We start from the raw sequence: 17,801 nt of genomic DNA on the forward strand, positions 1-17,801 counted from the left end.
TTCTCTTTCAATTAAACCTTTCATCTTTTTCACCGTCTTAGTAGTAACTTTAAAACAAAAACTATGAAGACATTTAAATACGTATTAAGTTTTGCCTTTTTAGGAATAGTTAGCATTGGATATGCACAACTAGGCAACAATATTAAAGAAGCTGTTCATAACAACAAAGCAATAAAAACCAACAAAGCTCAATTAAAAAGAGACATTAATGAACTTAAACAATTTAAAAAGAAAGTAAGAGCTTTTGAAAATGCTTTTATAGATCACAAGCAATATTTAATTAAAGAGCTTAAGATTGATCTTCTAAATGCCATGCACCGCGAAATTAACCAAAGCGAACTTAAAATTAATCAAGACAAAAGAGAATTAGCACAAAGTAAATCAGAAGCCAGAAACTCTAGTCTGGAAGCTAAAAAATCTCGAAGAGATATTCACTACCATAACTCAACAAAACAACGTAGAGAATATTTTGATGATGTAAGAGACAGAAGAGATGACATTAGAGACAAACAAGATGACAAGCGTGATCTACTAGCTCAAATAGCAAGAACAAATGAGCAAAAAGAAATTTTAAATAAAATTAAAGCATTTAACTTTTTAGCAAAACCAAAAAATGGTAAAAGAAAACTTACGGTAAATGCAAAACTTCTAAATAATTTTATAAAAACAATGGAAGCTGACATAAAAGCTACCAAACAAGAAATAAAAGAAGATAAAAAAGAACGAAGAGAGGACAGAAAAGAGCGAAGAGAAGATTATAGAGGATAAGAACCTTTGAAGAATTTCAAAACATTAAATTAAAAAGCCTTAACATAATTATGTTAAGGCTTTTATTTTATTGTAAGAAAGACACAACTTCATTATAAAAATCTGTTGGATTTTCTGCATGTAACCAATGACCAGCATTTGAAATACTAACAATTTTTGAATTTGGAAAATGAGCAGATATTAAATGTTGATCTTCTTTTGTAATATATCCAGATTTAGCCCCGCTTAAAAACAATGTATCTCCTTCAAAAACGGTAAAAGAAGGCAACCCCTTAACTACCTCATCATAATTAGCAGTTAATGATGATAAGTTAAAACGGAATGCTAATTCTTCCTTTTCTTTCCAAAAAGTATTTTTCAACAAGAATTGACGAACTCCAACCTGTGGTATTAATTCAGACAACTTCTCATCAACCTGTTTTCTTGTTTTATGCTTAGAAAAATCTACCGAATTTAGCGCTTTAATAATATCTTGATGATGCGGAGGATATTCTTTTGGCGCGATGTCAGCCACCAATAATTTATCAACAAACTCAGGATGTTTTACAGCATAAAGCATCACTGTTTTACCTCCCATTGAATGCCCCAATAAATTTACTTTATCTAAGTTATGGTGCTGTATATAATTATGTAAATCTTCCACTAACAAATCATAAGAAAAAGCATCGGTATGAAAACTTCTTCCATGATTTCTTTGATCTATTAGATGCACTTCAAAACCATCATCCGCTAATTTATTGGCATGACTTTTCCAATTATCTCCCATACCAAAAAAACCATGTAAAATTAACAGCGGTGTACCTTTTCCTAAAATTTTAGAATGAATTATGTCCATAGATTTTTAATTAGTTAAATAAGCTAACCTTTTAAACGTTCAACATACATATTAACCACATTTTGAATACCTAAGTATATACTTTCAGATATTAATGCATGTCCTATAGACACTTCATCTAAGTTAGGGATGTTTTGTTTAAAAAAGCGGATATTATCTAAATTTAAATCATGTCCTGCATTAATTCCCAAACCTAAATCATGCGCTAAAATTGCAGCTTCTGTATAAAGTTTAACTGCTTCGTAATTTCCTTTTTCATACTCTTTGGCAAAATGTTCTGTGTACAGTTCTACTCTATCTGTTCCAGTTTTTGCCGCTGCTTCAATAAGCTTTAAATCGGTATCAATAAAAATTGAAGTTCTAATACCCGCATTTTTAAATTCTGAAATTACTTCCTGTAAAAAAGTTTGATTATTAATAGTATCCCAACCTGCATTAGAAGTAATTGCATCAACAGCATCTGGCACTAAAGTAACCTGCGTTGGTTTTATCTCTAATACTAAGTCCATGAATTTTTTTATCGGATTCCCTTCTATGTTGTACTCTGTAGTAACTATTGATTGCAAATCGTAAGCATCTTGATATCGAATATGACGTTCATCTGGCCTTGGATGAATAGTAATTCCATTAGCACCAAACTCTTGAACATCGGTAGCAACTTGTAATAAATTAGGCGCATTTCCACCTCTAGAATTACGTAATGTTGCAATTTTATTAATATTTACACTTAACTTTGTCATTATAATAATTTAAAAACACAAAGGTAAACCATTAAAAGTTTTTAAACTATATTCGTAGTAATGAATATCAATGATTACATACTGAAAGAAATTAAAGCGTTATCGCTTAATAGCACGGTAAAAAAAGCACAAGGTTTGTGTAAAAATTTACCAATTACTCATATTCCAATTGTAAAAGGAAATAAGTTGATGGGATGTTTTGCTGAAGATGATATTCAAACCATAGAAAGCTTTAGTGCAGAACTTAAAGAATATCAATACCTCCTTCAACAATTCCATGCAGAGGTTTCCACTTCTTTACTAGAGTTAATTGCCTTGTTTGCTGAAAATGATTGTAATTTAATTCCTGTTTTAGATAAAGATAAAAACTATGTTGGTTATTATGAGCTAAGAGATATTTTAGACTTGTTTGCCAACAGTCCGTTTATGCATCAAGATAATGAGACTTTAATTGTATCTAAATTAAAAACAGACTTTTCTATGAGTCAGGTTTCACAAATTGTTGAAAGTAATAATGCCAAATTACTTGGACTATATGTATCTCATGAAACCCAAGACAATGTTCAAATTACTTTAAAGATAGCTTCTGATGAAATGAATGATATAATTCAGACTTTTAGAAGGTATGACTATACTATTTTGTCTTTAAGAGAAGATGATGAATATCTTGAAGAATTAAAAGAACGCGCCAACTATTTAAAAAAGTACTTAGACATGTAATTCATGTTTAGGATTCAACTAACTAAAAACTTACAGATTTGAAAAAAGTAGCAATTTACGGGCAATCGTATACTATAACTGCCGAGAAAGAAATTAATATTTTACTTCAAACCTTAGAAAAAAACAATGTAGAAATTGTGTTTGAAACACAATTTTACAATTTATTAGTTAGTAATAACTCTATTAATAAAGTTTACTCCACTTTTGATAGCTTTAAAGATTTATCTTCAGATTATGACGTAATGTTTACCATTGGAGGTGACGGAACAATATTAAGAGCCGTAACTTACATTAGAGATTTAAAAATTCCTATTTTAGGAATTAATACAGGGAGATTGGGCTTCTTAGCCACGGTTCAAAAAGATCAAATTGAAGAGGCAGTTAATTTACTTCAAAATAAAGAATACACACTTCAAGAAAGAAGTTTATTACAGGTAGAAACAAGTCCTAAAACCGATGATTTCAAAGAATTAAACTTCGCTTTAAATGAAGTTACTGTTGCAAGAAGAAACACCACTTCTATGATTGGTATAAAAACTTTTTTAAACAGTGAATATCTAACAAACTATTGGGCTGACGGATTAATTATTTCGACACCTACAGGTTCTACTGGTTATTCTTTAAGCTGTAACGGACCTGTTATTTTACCAAACTGTAAAAGTTTAGCCATAACACCTATTGCACCTCACAACTTAAATGCTAGACCTATGATTATTCCAGATGACTTAAACATACAGCTTGAAGTTAGCGCAAGAGAAAAAGATTTTTTAATTTCTTTAGACTCACGAATAACTACAGTACCTCAAGAAACCATTATCTACATTAAAAAAGCAGATTTCACTATTAAAAGCATAGTTCCAACCAATCAATCATACTTAAAAACACTTCGAGGCAAATTACTTTGGGGAGAAGATACACGAAATGAACCCACTGCTTAACAATAAATTCACTAAAAAGTAGTTAATCAAAAAAGACAGATTATTAACTTTTTAAAGCAAATTCAATTCCATATATTTGCACGCTATTTATCTAATGAAAACGTACATTTTCGCCATATTACTAGCTTGTTTTACAAGTAATTTATTTTCTCAAACCCATGAGTTAGGAATCTTTTTAGGAGGCACTAATTTTATTGGGGACATTGGTAGTACAAACTATATTTACCCCAACCAATTTGCTGGAGGTGTGGTTTATAAGTACAATTTAAATCCAAGAATGGCACTTAGAGGTAATTTAAATTACCTACCAATTAAGGGAGATGATACTGCATCGAGTAATCAGTACAGAAATTCTCGTGGTTTTACATTTACCAATACCATTTCCGAATTGGCGGCTGGAATAGAATTTAACTTTTTTGACTATAACATTAGAGAAAGAACAACCGCATATACACCTTACATTTTAGTACAATTTGCAGGCTACAACTCTAAAGCACCTGATTTTGTTGATGCAAACAACCGAGTTTTTTTTAAAAATAACTTTTCATTCTCTATTCCTGTAGGAATTGGCTTTAAAGGACGTTTAGCAGACAACTTAGCTTTTGCTATTGAAGCTGCTGCTCGCTTTACTTTTGATGATAATTTAGATTATACCACAGAAAAAATAGACGGACTTAATTTTGGAGGAAAAGGTAAAGATCATTACATGTTTACCGGTATTTCATTAGTATATACTTTTGGAAGACCTCCTTGTTATGCCGAAAGAGATTAACATGAGTAACTTAGTAAACAGCATAAATCTTAATAAAACGCCCAACCATATTGCAATTATCATGGATGGTAACGGCAGATGGGCAAAAGGAAAAGGAATGCAACGTGTTTTTGGACACAGAAACGCATTAACAGCCGTAAGAGAAGCTGTAGATGGGGCCTCAGATATTGGAACAAAATATATTACTTTGTATGCTTTTTCTACAGAAAACTGGAACAGACCCAAGTTAGAAGTAGATGCTTTGATGAGCCTTTTAATTTCATCATTAAAAAAAGAATTACCTGATTTTCAAAAAAATGGAATTCGAGTAAATAGTATTGGAAACATTGAACAACTACCTTCTAATGCACAAAAAGTATTACTAAACGTAATTAATCAAACAAAGCACAACACAACAATCACTTTAACCTTTGCTTTAAGCTATGGAGCTAGGGAAGAAATTGTTAATGCAATCAAAAACATATCTAAAAAAGTTGTTAATAAAGAAATAGATATTGAAAAAATTGACGAAAAAATTATAAATAATCATTTATATACATTTAATTTGCCCGACGTTGATTTGATGATTCGTACTAGTGGGGAACAACGAATTAGTAATTTCTTACTCTGGCAGATGGCTTACGCCGAATTATACTTCACAGAAGTTTTGTGGCCAGACTTCAGAAAAGAACATCTTTTTAATGCAATAATTGATTATCAGAATAGAGAACGTAGATTTGGAAAGACAAGTGAACAGATTGACAAAAATGAATAAAAATTCATTATTAGTAATGTTATTTATCATGGCTTTCGCCATGAGTACAAAAGCTCAAGAAACACCTAAAGATAGTTTACCACAGCAAAGTACTAGTAAAATACAATACGAAAAAGGTAAAGAATACATACTGGGAGGGATTACAGTTACAGGACTACAAAAGTTTAACGAGCAAACCGTTAGAGTTTATACTGGTTTAATTGATGGGCAACCCATCAAACTTCCTGGAGACAAACTTACAAGTGCAATCAAAAAGCTTTATGAAAGTAAGCAGTTTAGCGATGTAGATGTTTACTTATCTAAAATAGACGGTGAAACCGTATACATTCAATTTGATGTTACCGAACTTCCGCAACTTAATAAAGTTGAGATAACAGGTGTAAGCAAATCCAAATCTAAAGAACTTAAAGCCGAAACCGAACTTAAAAAAGGTATTCAAGTAACAGATAACTTAATTGTTACAACTAGAAACTACATTAAAAAGAAATATACGGATAAAGGTTTCTTAAAAACTAAAGTTTCTCTAAATACTAAAAAAGATACTTCAAGTACAAATACAGTGGATATGTTTATTCATATTGATAAAGGGGATCGTATTAAAGTTAAAGACATCAACTTTATTGGTAATAAAGCATTATCTGACTCAAGACTTCGTAGTGTTATGAAAAACACAAAACGTAAAGTTTTAGGTCGTTTCTGGAAATCCTCTAAATATATTGCTGATGATTATAAAGCAGATTTAGAAGCTATCTTAGAAAGATATAGTGAACTAGGTTACAGGGATGCTCGTATTTTAGAAGATAAGCTTGTATGGAATAAAGACAATACAATTAGTTTAGAAATTGAACTTGAAGAGGGTAGACAATACCGTTTTGCTGATATTATTTTTGTTGGAAATCAAAAATATTCTGATGAACAATTAAATAATTTCTTAAGAATTGATAAGGGAGATGTTTATAATGGTAAAGTTCTAAAAGAAAGAATTTCTGGAGATGGAACACCAGACTCACAAGATATTCAAACATTATATCATAACAACGGGTATTTATTCTCTACTGTTAATGCTGTTGAAACAAAAGTAGAAAACGACTCTATAACTGTTGAAATTAGAATTCGAGAAGACGAACCAGCAACTATTAAAAGAGTAACTGTTAGTGGAAATGATAAAACCAATGATCATGTAATTTTTAGAGAATTACGTGTTAAACCAGGTGATTTATTTAGCAGACAAAATATCATTAGGTCTATTCGTGAAATAGGACAATTAGGATTTTTTGACACAAATGTTACACCTGATGTAAACCCTGATTACGGAAACAAGACTACAGATATTAATTTTAATGTTGTAGAAAAAGGAGGTAGCCAAATTGAATTACAAGGTGGTTACGGTGGTGGTTCTTTTATTGGTACTTTAGGCTTATCTTTTAATAATTTTTCTATCAGAAACATTTTTAACAAAGAAGCATACAAGCCATTACCAATGGGTGATGGTCAAACATTATCATTACGTTTACAAGCAAGTAGAACATTTAATACGTATAGCTTTTCTTTTTCAGAACCTTGGTTAGGCGGAAAAACACCTAGATCGTTGTCGTTCTCTGTATATATGTCAAACCAATACAGGTTCAACTTTGCAACAAACGAAGTAGATAGAAACCAAAGCTTAAGTATCGTTGGTGCAACCATAGGTTTAGGCGAACGTTTAAAATGGCCAGATGATTTCTTTTCTTTATCTCAAAGTATAAGTTACCAACAAATCGATTTAAACAATTACCAGTATAGAGTTGGTAATTCTGATGCAATATTAAGTAATGGAGATTTAAATAACTTAGCCTACAATATTTCTTTAAGCAGAAATTCAGCAGGACCAAGTTTAATTTTCCCTACTTATGGATCTGAATTTACAATCAGAGCTAAAGCTACATTACCATACTCTTTAATAAACGGAAAAGACTATTCTGATCCAGGTCATATTCGTGGCTCTGAAGAAGAAGGTAGATGGTTAGCTGATAAATTTAGATGGTTAGAATACTATAAATTATCTGCCAAAGGAAAGTGGTACACTTCACTTGCTAACAAATTGGTATTAATGTCTAATTTTGAAATTGGTTACTTAGGTACTTACAACGATGAATTAGGATTAACTCCGGTAGAAAGATTTTTTGTTGGTGGTGATGGTTTACAACAAGGAAACCTTGATGGACGAGAAGTTGTTGGTTTAAGAGGTTATGAAAACAATGCATTATCATCAATAGATGGAGGTTCGATATATAATAAGTTTCAGTTAGAGTTACGTTATTCTATTACAGATAAGCCTTCTGCTTCTATTTATACTGTTGGATTTTTAGAAGCAGGTAATTCTTATGACAATTTTAAGTCTTTTAATCCGTTTGAATTAAAACGTTCAGCAGGAGTTGGAATTCGTATATTTATGCCTGCATTTGGTTTATTAGGTATCGATTTTGCTCATGGTTTTGATTCATTACCTGGTGATAGATCATTAAACCCAACAAAGTCTGGATGGCAAACGCATTTTATAATCGGAAGACAGTTCTAATATATACACAACAATGTGTATAGTTTTTTGGCACGGTTTTTTCTAAACACATTATACAAGATGAAAAAAAACATTTTTGCACTCGTTCTTTTATTTATTACCTGCATGAGTTCTGCTCAGAAAGCTCAGAAAATAGGTTATGTGGATATGGAATATATTTTACAAAGTATTCCAGAATATATAAAAGCTCAAAATGCTTTAAATGAAAAAGTAGCAAAGTGGCAAGTTAATCTTGATAAAGAAGCTAGAGCTATAGAGGTTTTAAAAACAGATTTAGCCAATGAAAAAGCTATTTTAACAAAAGACTTAATTGAAGAGCGAGAAGAAGATATTGCCATCAAACAAGAATCTTTAAGAAGGTTAGAATCTTTGTACTTTGGTCCAGATGGTGATATGTACATTTTGAGAAAACAATTAGTTCAGCCAATTCAAGATCAAGTATACAACGCAGTACAGAATATTGCATCTAGAGGAAAATACGATTTTGTATTTGATAAAACTAGTGACCTATTAATGTTGTATTCCAATAAAAAATACGATATTAGCGAACTTGTTATAAAAATGATCAATATAGATCAGAAAAAACAAGCCAAGCAAGATAAAATTGCTGAAAGAAAAAAACTCCTTAGTCAAGAAGGTATGTCTGAAGCTCAGAAGAAAAAACTTGAGCAAAAAGAGGCCTTAAAAAAGAAACGAGAAGAAGAAAGAAAAGCTAAGTACGACAAAATAGAAGCTAAAAGACAAGCGATATTAAAAGCAAGAGAAGAAAAGAAAAGGCTTTTAAGAGAAAAAAAAGAGGCTTTGAAAAAAGCTCAAGAAGAAAACAACAAAGAAGAATAAAAAATCAAATAGTTAACCGAAAAAAGAACACTTTAATTAAATTAGAACAAACATGAAACATTTAAAGACGTTATTATTAGTTGCAATTTTTACGATTGGTTTAGGTGGAGTGGCAAATGCACAAAAAACTGCACATATTAACACTGATAAATTATTAGCTGAGATGCCTGAAACAAAAGCTTTAAAAGCTGAGTTAGAAAGGTTACAAAAAACATACAGAGATGATATTGAAGGTATGTTTAAAAAATTAGAGGCTAAAGTAAAAAAATACGAAGCAGAAAGTAAAAGCCAAACTCAAGAAACAAACCAACAAAGAGCATTAGAAGTTCAACAAGATAGAGCTAGAATTGCACAAGCAGAGCAATCAATGAATCAGGAAATGGGTAAAAAATACCAAGAAAAATCTTTACCTATTTTAAAGAAAGCTGAAGATGCTATCAAAGCAGTAGCTGCAGAAAAAGGTATTATCTATGTATTAGATGCAGCTCCTGGTAAAGGTTTAATCGTTTATGATAAAGGAGAAGACATTTTCCCTGCTGTAAAAGCTAAATTAGGATTCTAATTAAAATTACATAAGTATTAAAAAACCTGCTTTTTAAAGCAGGTTTTTTTATTTTTGAATATATGATTAATAGCAATAAAAATAAGCCAATAGGCATTTTTGATTCAGGTATTGGAGGCACCTCTATATGGAAAGAAATACATGAACTTTTACCTCTTGAAGATACTATTTATCTTTCAGACAGCAAAAATGCTCCATACGGTATTAAATCAAGTAAAGAAATACGAAATCTTTCTATTAAAAACACTGACTATTTAATTGAAAACGGATGTAAAATTATAGTTGTAGCATGTAATACAGCCACTACAAACGCTATTACTTATTTAAGAAGTCACTATAACATACCATTTATTGGAATTGAACCCGCTATTAAACCTGCCGCATTACAATCAAAAACAAAGAAAATTGGAATACTAGCTACTAAAGGAACCTTAAATAGTTCTTTATTTGAAAAGACAGCCTCAAACTTTAAAAATGATATTGAAATAATAGAACAAATTGGTGTTGGCTTAGTTGAATTAATAGAGGAAGGTAAAATTTATTCAAATGAAATGAAATCGCTACTTACATTATACCTGAAACCAATGATTGCAAAAAATATTGATCATTTAGTACTTGGATGTACTCATTATCCATATTTAATTCCAGTTATTAAAGATATAATTGGCAATAAAATAACCATTATAGATTCTGGTTTAGCAGTTGCAAGACAAACTAAAAATATTTTGCATAGTAATAACTTACTAAGAAAAACTAATAATCATCAAAAGTCAGAATTTTACATAAATAAGGACAAACAAGTACTAGAATCTATAGTATCAAAATACACAAACGCTATGGTTTTTAATTCAGATTTCTAGAACATTTGACCATTAATATTAGGACAAGCAGAAAGTCTTTTAGTTCTACAAAAAACATTTAAACCTAAAGATATCTGATGAAAACCTCCATCAGCAAAAACGATATTATTTAATTGTTTTGTATAGGTATATGAAAACATAAATCTTTTATGGTTTATTCCTAATATAGGAGAAACATAATTTGCTTCCTCAAAAGAATTACCATCAAAAGTGCTTCTGTAGGACAATGCAGCCCATAATTGAGAATTTCCTAGCTTTTTATATACTTTAAAATTTAAGTCCGCAGTTTTTTCACCTGTTTGATCTTTATATTGAAACATTAAAGAAGGCTCAAATTGAAATTTATCGGCATTACCAAAAAAGTAACCACCACCTATTATATAATTTCTCAAATTTAAAGCATCAAACTCAGAGCTTAAACTATTTTTAGCGGTTAAGAAAATATTTTTAACCGTAAAATAGCTAGAGAAACCTCCTAAATGATAACCAATTCCAAAATCTGCATTAAAATAAAAATCACTTTGAATTATTTGCTGAACTTCAGGATCAAAACTTGTGAAAGATGATTGATCAACTTCATTTTGTACTGCTGATAAAGACAATCCAAATGATAATTGATTAAAAGTTTTTCCTCTTTCTAATTCTAAATGATATGCATACGTACCTTGAACGCCTTTTTGCGAATGATATCCATTCTTATCATTAAATAAAATAGCTCCGTAGCCAGCTTTTGATTCATTACTAACTTTTGCATGAAAACTTAGCGTTTGTAATTGTGGTGCGTTGTCTATTCCTAACCACTGACTTCTAGCAGTTAATCTTAATTTACCACACTCTCCAACTCCAGCAGCTGCAGGATGTACTAAATAAACATTGTCGGATAAATAATCTTGATAAATTGGTAAGGTTTCTTGGGCTATTCCTAAATAACTCAAAAAAAGAGTTGCAGTAACTAGTAATTTGGCTAAGAATTTCATCAGCTTTTTTTAAAAAACCAAATATATTTTATTTCAACTAAAAAAAAGAAATATTTAACAGCTATTATCATAAAAACAAGCATATGACATATATCATTATAAAAAACTACAAATTTTGTAATTTTAATGAAAACTAAAAAGATGAATAAAATTTTAATAATGATACTTATGATAGTATCAATATCTTATGGTCAAGATATTAAAAACTTAGAATATGTCTCTCCGTTTCATGATGGTTTAGCAGCTATAAAAAAAGGGAATCACTGGGCTTTTATTAATACAAAAGGTGAAATGAAAGTTCCGTTTCGAAAAGATTTGGTTGCCACAAAACACGAAGATGGAACGTATCCTGTATTTAATGACAACAGGTGTCCAATTAAAGTGAAGAAAAACGGAATTTATTACTATGGCTATATAAATAAGGTAGGAAGAATAATTATACCTCCTAAGTATTTAAATGCTTCGGATTATTTTAAGGGTAAAGCCATTGTTTTATTACTTCATAAAGACAAAACAAATAAAAAAAATTTAATGGGAAAGGATATAATATCTTACAGTTATGCAAATGTAATTATAGACTTAGATGGAAATACACAACAACATTTAACTGGATATACTAAAACCTCTTTATTGCCTCAGTATTTTAAAAATCCTCCTGAAATTAATTCAAAGTTTTTAAATAACTACTTATGCTTAGTAAAAGAAAATAATAAAATAACTATTAAAAAGATTGAAGATTAAAAGAATCTAAACGATGAATTAATAAAGGTATCGTAAATAAAACTTGATATTTTTTTTAGTAAAGTATTTGAACTAACAACCAAGGTTACCAAATCTAACGAAAATAATAAACTGTAGACTCATCACACTTTTAAAAATCTAAACTTATTTAATTATAAAAAAATTATATTGGTTCTAAAAATTGGAAAATGTTGGAAGATTTACTTGTTGGCAGAAATTAATCAAAGGATTAAACCCTTACAATAAAATATAACTAAAGTATAAACAAAAAAAGCAATCATTTCTGATTGCTTTTCTAGTAGCGGGAGCTGGACTCGAACCAGCGACCTTCGGGTTATGAGCCCGACGAGCTGCCTACTGCTCTATCCCGCGATTTGCGAGTGCAAATATATGACTTTTTTTAAATAGTAACCAAATTAAATCAAAACTTTTTTTTATTTTTTTTATAAATCATCAAAATAATAAAAGAGTTACCTTTGCATCATGACACATAAAGCAGGTTTTGTAAACATAATTGGCAACCCTAATGTGGGAAAATCTACATTAATGAATGCCTTGGTAGGTGAAAAATTATCTATCATAACTTCTAAAGCACAAACTACCAGACATAGAATTCTTGGTATTGTAAATGATGATGATTATCAAATAATTTTTTCAGACACTCCTGGCATTATTAAACCTGCCTACGAGTTGCAAGAATCCATGATGGATTTTGTAAAAACCGCCTTTGATGATGCTGATGTATTAATATATATGGTAGAAGTTGGTGAAACCGCTTTAAAAAATGAAGCCTTTTTTAATAAAATCATCAATAGTAAAATACCTGTTATACTTCTTTTGAATAAAATAGATAAATCTACGCCTGAAGAAGTAGAATCTAAAATCAACTATTGGCGTGAAAAAGTTCCTAATTCGTTTGTCTATGTAATATCAGCACTTGAAAAATTTAACGTAGAAGCTGTATTTTATAAAATTATAGAGTTGTTACCAGACTCACCTCCTTTTTACCCTAAAGATCAATTAACAGATAAACCAGAACGCTTTTTTGTTAATGAAACAATTAGAGAAAAAATTCTTCAACACTATAAAAAAGAAATTCCATACTCTGTAGAAGTAGAAACTGAAAGTTTTGTTGAAGAAGATGGAATTATCAAAATAAGATCCGTAATTATGGTAGAAAGAGATAGTCAAAAAGGAATTATTATTGGCCATAAAGGATCTGCAATTAAACGTGTTGGCACAGATGCCCGTAAAGATTTACAACACTTTTTTGATAAAAAGGTGTATTTAGACTTATATGTAAAAGTAAATAAGGACTGGAGATCTAGCGACAGACAATTAAAACGTTTTGGCTATAAAGAGTAACGTTTTGTAACCCTAATTTTTTATTAAGCTAATACTAAGTTAACCTTACTGTACTTTTTTTGCCAGCGAAATAAAGAAACATACTAATCAAGCATAAATAATAATCCCCAACTATTATTTAAACAAACAACTATTGATTTGATATACCAATAGTTGTTTTGTTTTATATAAACACTACCTTTGCAACAAATTTGTATAAATGAGTAGCATTGTTGCAATTGTTGGAAGACCCAACGTAGGAAAATCAACGCTTTTTAACCGTTTAATAAAACGTAGAGAAGCTATTGTTGACTCTGTTAGTGGAGTTACTCGAGATCGTCACTATGGAAAATCAGAATGGAATGGTAAAGAATTCTCTGTAATTGATACAGGAGGTTATACCGTTGGTTCTGATGATATTTTTGAAGAAGAAATTAGAAAACAAGTTCAGTTAGCTATAGAAGAGTCTGATATCATTGTTTTTGTTGTAGATGTTGAACAAGGAATTACTCCTATGGATGATGCAGTAGCAAAAATATTAAGACAAGTAAACAAACCTATTTTTATTGCAGTTAACAAGGTAGACAATGCAATGAGGGCAGCTGATGCTGTGGAGTTTTATAGCCTTGGGTTAGGAGATTACTATACTATATCATCAATTAACGGAAGTGGAACAGGTGAATTATTAGATGCTGTTGCTGAAAAAATTCCTGAAGACGAAGAAGTTGTTGAAGATGAATTACCTCGTTTTGCCGTAGTAGGTAGACCAAACGCTGGAAAATCTTCATTTATTAACGCTTTATTAGGCGAAGACAGAAACATTGTAACCAATATTGCCGGTACTACTAGAGATTCTATTGATACTAAATACAATCGTTTTGGTTTTGAATTTAATTTAGTTGATACGGCGGGAATCAGAAAAAAATCTAAAGTAAAAGAAGACTTAGAGTTTTACTCTGTAATGCGTGCTGTTAGAGCTATTGAACATTGTGATGTTGCCATTCTAGTTGTTGATGCCACAAGAGGTTTTGAAGGTCAGGATGAAAAAATATTCTGGTTAGCAGAAAAAAACAGAAAAGGTATTGTGGTATTAATTAACAAATGGGATTTGGTAGAAAAAGAAACCAATACCGTACGTGATTTTGAAAACAAAATCAAAGAAACCATCGCTCCTTTTACAGATGTACCAATCATTTTCACTTCTGTATTAACAAAACAGCGTATTTTTAAAGCAATAGAAACTGCTGTAGAAGTTTTTGAAAATAGAAAACGTAAAATTCAAACAAGTAAGTTAAATGAAACAATGTTAGATATTGTTCAAAACTTTCCTCCTCCAGCAACCAAAGGTAAATTTATAAAAATTAAATACTGTATGCAGCTACCTACGCATACACCTCAATTTGCTTTTTTTGCAAATTTACCTCAATATATAAGAGACCCTTACAAAAGATTTGTTGAAAACAAACTTAGAGAACATTACAATTTTAGTGGTGTACCTATAGGAATTTATTTTAGACAAAAATAAGTTTAACATTTCTTTATAACATAAGGTAGTTTTTTTATGTTGCTTTGTAGCAAACTATGCTAAAAGCCATGAAAAAACTACTTTTTTTGTTGTGTTTTCTATGCACAATAACTTCTTTCTCTCAATCTTATAAATTTAATATCAGCGGTAAAATTCTTAGCGATAAAGATAAAAACCCAATAGAAACGGCTACTGTTCATCTTGAAAAAGCAAAAGACAGCGCCATTGTAACCTATACAATTACAGATGAACTAGGGAGTTTTAATTTAGAAGGAAAATCATTTCAAAAGGATGTTAAACTATTTGTATCTTTTATTGGCATGGAATCTTATCAAAAAAAGATAGACCTAGGTAAAAACAACAACATAAACCTTAAAAACATTTATTTAAAGGAAGAAAGCAATCTTTTAAATGAAGTAGTTGTAAAGTCTAGAGCTCCTATTACCATTAAAAAAGACACTCTTGAATTTAACGTAAAATCTTTTAAAACAAAAAAAGATGCGAACGTTGAAGACTTATTAAAAAAACTTCCAGGTGTTGAAGTAGATGAGCAAGGTGCCATAACCGTAAATGGTAAACCTGTAAATAAAATTTTAGTAAATGGAAAACCATTTTTCGGAAATGATCCTACAATTACAACAAAAAACTTATCAAAAGAAATTATAGAAAAAATTCAGATTACAGATACAAAATCAAAATCTGAAGCATTCACTGGAGAAAAAGGAGACACGGATAACAAAACCATCAATTTAACCATAAAAAAAGAAAATAATAAAGGTTGGTTTGGTAGAGTTTCTGCAGGCGCAGGTACTGATGACAGGTATGAAGTAGCTACCATGATTAACCGGTTTGATAACGATACCCGAATAAGTGTACTTGCAAGCACCAATAATATAAACTCTCCAGGTTTTAGCTTTGGAGAAATTAATAAAATGTATGGTAATTCTGGTGGTTTTTGGATGAATTCTAATGGTTCATTTGGTATTAACGGACGAAATTTTGGTGGCGGACAAGGTATTGTTACCTCTAAAATTGGTGGTTTAAACTTCTCTGATAAGTTTAATAAAAATACAGATGCTTCTTTTAATTATTTTTTCTCAGGTAGTGATTCTTACAATAATTCAAAAAGCAATAGAGCTTTCACCTTACCTGACAGAAATTATTTTACAAATACGAATTCATCTTATAACGGAGAGAATGAAAACCATATGGTAGATGCTAATGTTGATATAGAAATAGATTCTACTTTTTTAATTAACATCTCGCCTTCATTTACTTTTAATAAAAGAAATGACATTTATAGCTCTGATGAAGAGTCTTTAAACGAAAATAACGAAATTACAAATAGTTTTACCAGCGCTACAATATCAAAATCATCCGTAAAAAACTTCTCTAATGACCTTGATATCACTAAAAAAATTGGAAAAAAGGGAGCTTTTATAAAAGCTACTATTACAAATAGTATAGACCAAACAAATAGTGATGAACTAAACAATTCTTTAATTGAATTTTTTGGAACTAATCCTAGTTCTGAAAGTAGAGATCAATCTACGGATACGGATGAAGACTTTTACAGAATAGGATCTTCTATTACCTACAGACAACCTTTTATTGCTGAAAAACTATTTTTAGACATTAAATACAGCTATGATTACAATCAAAGAGAAAACAAAAGAAGTACTTTCGACTTTGATGAGAACACCCAAGAGTACAATATATTTAACACCGATTTAAGCTCTAACTTTGTATATAATGACATCACCAAAACACCTGAAACTAATTTAATTTACAAAACTAAAAAAACACGTTTTAATATTGGAGTTGGTTTAGTAAACAGAACGTTAAACAATCAAGATGCTTTAAGACCAAACTTAAGTTTAGAACGCTCTTTTAACAATATAAAATTAGACGCAGGATATAGATATCGATTTGACTCTAAAGCTAATTTATACCTAGATTATTCTTTAAACAACAACGCTCCAAGTATTAATCAATTACAACCATTTACTAACGTTAATAACCCATCTAATTTAGTAACCGGTAATCCTAATTTAAGCCCGTCACAAAACCATAGAATTTATGCTAATTTCAATAAGTTTAATTGGCAAAAAAGAACCGGAATGTTTTTTTATGCTAGTGTAACTTTATATAAAAATCAAATAGTATCTAACACTACAATAGATGATAACTTAGTAAGATCAACAACTTATAATAATGCTGATGGTGGATATAACGCTTGGGCAGGTGGAAGTTATAGCAAAAACATTAAATTAGATTCTATCACTAACTTAAAACTAAGAGTTGGTACTCGTTTTAACGCAGATAGAAATATAAACTTTTTTAATGGCGCTAAAAATATTGCAACTAATAATGCTATATCACCATACGTGCACTTAACCTTAGATTGGAATAAAATTATTAATATAGAACCTCGTTATTCGGTAGATTTTACAAACACTACATATAATACAGAAGGTTTCGAAGATCAAAATTTCACACGTCATAATTTTAGATTAAGAACAAGAACTAATATTCCTAAAAAAGTAGAGTGGCTTAATGATATTAATTATTTTTTCAATCCTAATGTAATTGGTTTTAATAAATCTTCTTGGTTTTGGAACTCAAGTGTATCTTATAGTCTTTTTAACGATAAAGGAACTATTACTTTAAAAGCTTATGATCTTTTAAACCAAAATAACAATGTACAAAGAAGAGCTACACAAAACTTTATTGAAGATTCAGAAAGTACCATTTTACAACAATATTTTATGGTAGGCTTTAGTTGGAAATTTAATAGCTTGAGTCGTCCTAAAATAGGTTGACAGTTTTAAAAAATATATTTAAACCAGAGAAGCTAGCTTCTCTGGT

General features: G+C 30.2%; 16 protein-coding genes and 1 tRNA gene. 13 read left to right on the forward strand and 4 right to left on the reverse strand.

The window, feature by feature from the left end:
• Nucleotides 1–63: 63 nt before the first annotated feature.
• Nucleotides 64–768: a hypothetical protein gene (locus tag ACFQ1U_RS05215; protein ID WP_386106042.1), complete on the forward strand. Its 705-nt coding sequence runs from the start codon at nucleotides 64–66 to the stop codon at nucleotides 766–768.
• Between the two features lie 67 nt (nucleotides 769–835).
• Here the strand turns inward: ACFQ1U_RS05215 and ACFQ1U_RS05220 are convergent, their stop codons facing one another.
• Nucleotides 836–1,603 (reverse strand): alpha/beta fold hydrolase, encoded by a 768-nt coding sequence (locus tag ACFQ1U_RS05220; protein ID WP_386106044.1) that lies wholly within the window; start codon nucleotides 1,601–1,603, stop codon nucleotides 836–838.
• Between the two features lie 23 nt (nucleotides 1,604–1,626).
• A complete protein-coding gene (locus ACFQ1U_RS05225; protein ID WP_386106046.1) occupies nucleotides 1,627–2,343 on the reverse strand; it encodes a pyridoxine 5'-phosphate synthase in 717 nt (238 codons plus the stop codon).
• A 60-nt stretch (nucleotides 2,344–2,403) separates the two neighbouring features.
• On the opposite strand from ACFQ1U_RS05225, the gene ACFQ1U_RS05230 reads away from it, so the two are divergent.
• From ACFQ1U_RS05230 to murI, 8 genes are all read left to right on the forward strand, one after another.
• Entirely contained in the window at nucleotides 2,404–3,063 is a 660-nt protein-coding gene (locus ACFQ1U_RS05230) for a CBS domain-containing protein (RefSeq protein WP_386106048.1), read from the forward strand.
• A 38-nt stretch (nucleotides 3,064–3,101) separates the two neighbouring features.
• Complete coding sequence (locus ACFQ1U_RS05235) at nucleotides 3,102–4,001, forward strand: NAD kinase (protein ID WP_386106050.1); 900 nt, start codon at nucleotides 3,102–3,104, stop codon at nucleotides 3,999–4,001.
• A gap of 94 nt (nucleotides 4,002–4,095) precedes the next feature.
• Nucleotides 4,096–4,773 carry a type IX secretion system protein PorG gene (gene porG / locus ACFQ1U_RS05240; protein ID WP_386106052.1) on the forward strand — a complete coding sequence of 226 codons (678 nt, stop codon included), beginning with the start codon at nucleotides 4,096–4,098 and terminating at the stop codon, nucleotides 4,771–4,773.
• 1 nt (nucleotide 4,774) lies between these two features.
• Nucleotides 4,775–5,527: an isoprenyl transferase gene (locus tag ACFQ1U_RS05245; protein WP_386106054.1), complete on the forward strand. Its 753-nt coding sequence runs from the start codon at nucleotides 4,775–4,777 to the stop codon at nucleotides 5,525–5,527.
• Nucleotides 5,520–8,084 (forward strand): outer membrane protein assembly factor BamA, encoded by a 2,565-nt coding sequence (gene bamA / locus ACFQ1U_RS05250; protein ID WP_386106056.1) that lies wholly within the window; start codon nucleotides 5,520–5,522, stop codon nucleotides 8,082–8,084. Before ACFQ1U_RS05245 ends, bamA begins: the two co-directional genes overlap by 8 nt.
• Before the next feature lie 60 nt (nucleotides 8,085–8,144).
• The gene (locus tag ACFQ1U_RS05255; protein WP_386106058.1) at nucleotides 8,145–8,924 is read left to right on the forward strand and encodes an OmpH family outer membrane protein; all 780 of its coding nucleotides are present in this window, start codon (nucleotides 8,145–8,147) and stop codon (nucleotides 8,922–8,924) included.
• 52 nt (nucleotides 8,925–8,976) lie between these two features.
• Complete coding sequence (locus tag ACFQ1U_RS05260; protein ID WP_386106060.1) at nucleotides 8,977–9,486, forward strand: OmpH family outer membrane protein; 510 nt, start codon at nucleotides 8,977–8,979, stop codon at nucleotides 9,484–9,486.
• A 62-nt stretch (nucleotides 9,487–9,548) separates the two neighbouring features.
• On the forward strand, nucleotides 9,549–10,346 hold the full coding sequence (murI, locus tag ACFQ1U_RS05265; RefSeq protein WP_386106062.1) for a glutamate racemase: 798 nt from the start codon (nucleotides 9,549–9,551) through the stop codon (nucleotides 10,344–10,346).
• Here murI and ACFQ1U_RS05270 read toward each other — a convergent pair.
• Nucleotides 10,343–11,323, reverse strand: coding sequence for a PorP/SprF family type IX secretion system membrane protein (locus ACFQ1U_RS05270; protein ID WP_386106064.1), 981 nt, complete (start codon nucleotides 11,321–11,323; stop codon nucleotides 10,343–10,345). The genes murI and ACFQ1U_RS05270 overlap by 4 nt on opposite strands.
• A 141-nt stretch (nucleotides 11,324–11,464) precedes the next feature.
• Between ACFQ1U_RS05270 and ACFQ1U_RS05275 the strand changes: the two genes are divergently transcribed.
• The gene (locus ACFQ1U_RS05275) at nucleotides 11,465–12,064 is read left to right on the forward strand and encodes a WG repeat-containing protein (RefSeq protein WP_386106066.1); all 600 of its coding nucleotides are present in this window, start codon (nucleotides 11,465–11,467) and stop codon (nucleotides 12,062–12,064) included.
• A 299-nt stretch (nucleotides 12,065–12,363) separates the two neighbouring features.
• Here the strand turns inward: ACFQ1U_RS05275 and ACFQ1U_RS05280 are convergent.
• A tRNA-Met gene (locus ACFQ1U_RS05280) sits at nucleotides 12,364–12,436 on the reverse strand.
• Nucleotides 12,437–12,547: 111 nt separating this feature from the next.
• Here ACFQ1U_RS05280 and era point away from each other — a divergent pair.
• The 3 genes from era to ACFQ1U_RS05295 all read left to right on the forward strand — a co-directional run bounded on the left by era (nucleotide 12,548) and on the right by ACFQ1U_RS05295 (nucleotide 17,755).
• Complete coding sequence (era, locus tag ACFQ1U_RS05285) at nucleotides 12,548–13,429, forward strand: GTPase Era (RefSeq protein ID WP_386106070.1); 882 nt, start codon at nucleotides 12,548–12,550, stop codon at nucleotides 13,427–13,429.
• Nucleotides 13,430–13,628: 199 nt separating this feature from the next.
• Nucleotides 13,629–14,933, forward strand: coding sequence for a ribosome biogenesis GTPase Der (gene der / locus ACFQ1U_RS05290; protein ID WP_386106072.1), 1,305 nt, complete (start codon nucleotides 13,629–13,631; stop codon nucleotides 14,931–14,933).
• A gap of 68 nt (nucleotides 14,934–15,001) precedes the next feature.
• A complete protein-coding gene (locus ACFQ1U_RS05295) occupies nucleotides 15,002–17,755 on the forward strand; it encodes an outer membrane beta-barrel protein (RefSeq protein ID WP_386106074.1) in 2,754 nt (917 codons plus the stop codon).
• The last annotated feature ends 46 nt before the right edge of the window (nucleotides 17,756–17,801 follow it).

The sequence above is a fragment of the Tenacibaculum geojense genome (assembly GCF_042676005.1).
Classification (GTDB): Bacteria; Bacteroidota; Bacteroidia; order Flavobacteriales; family Flavobacteriaceae; genus Polaribacter; species Polaribacter geojense.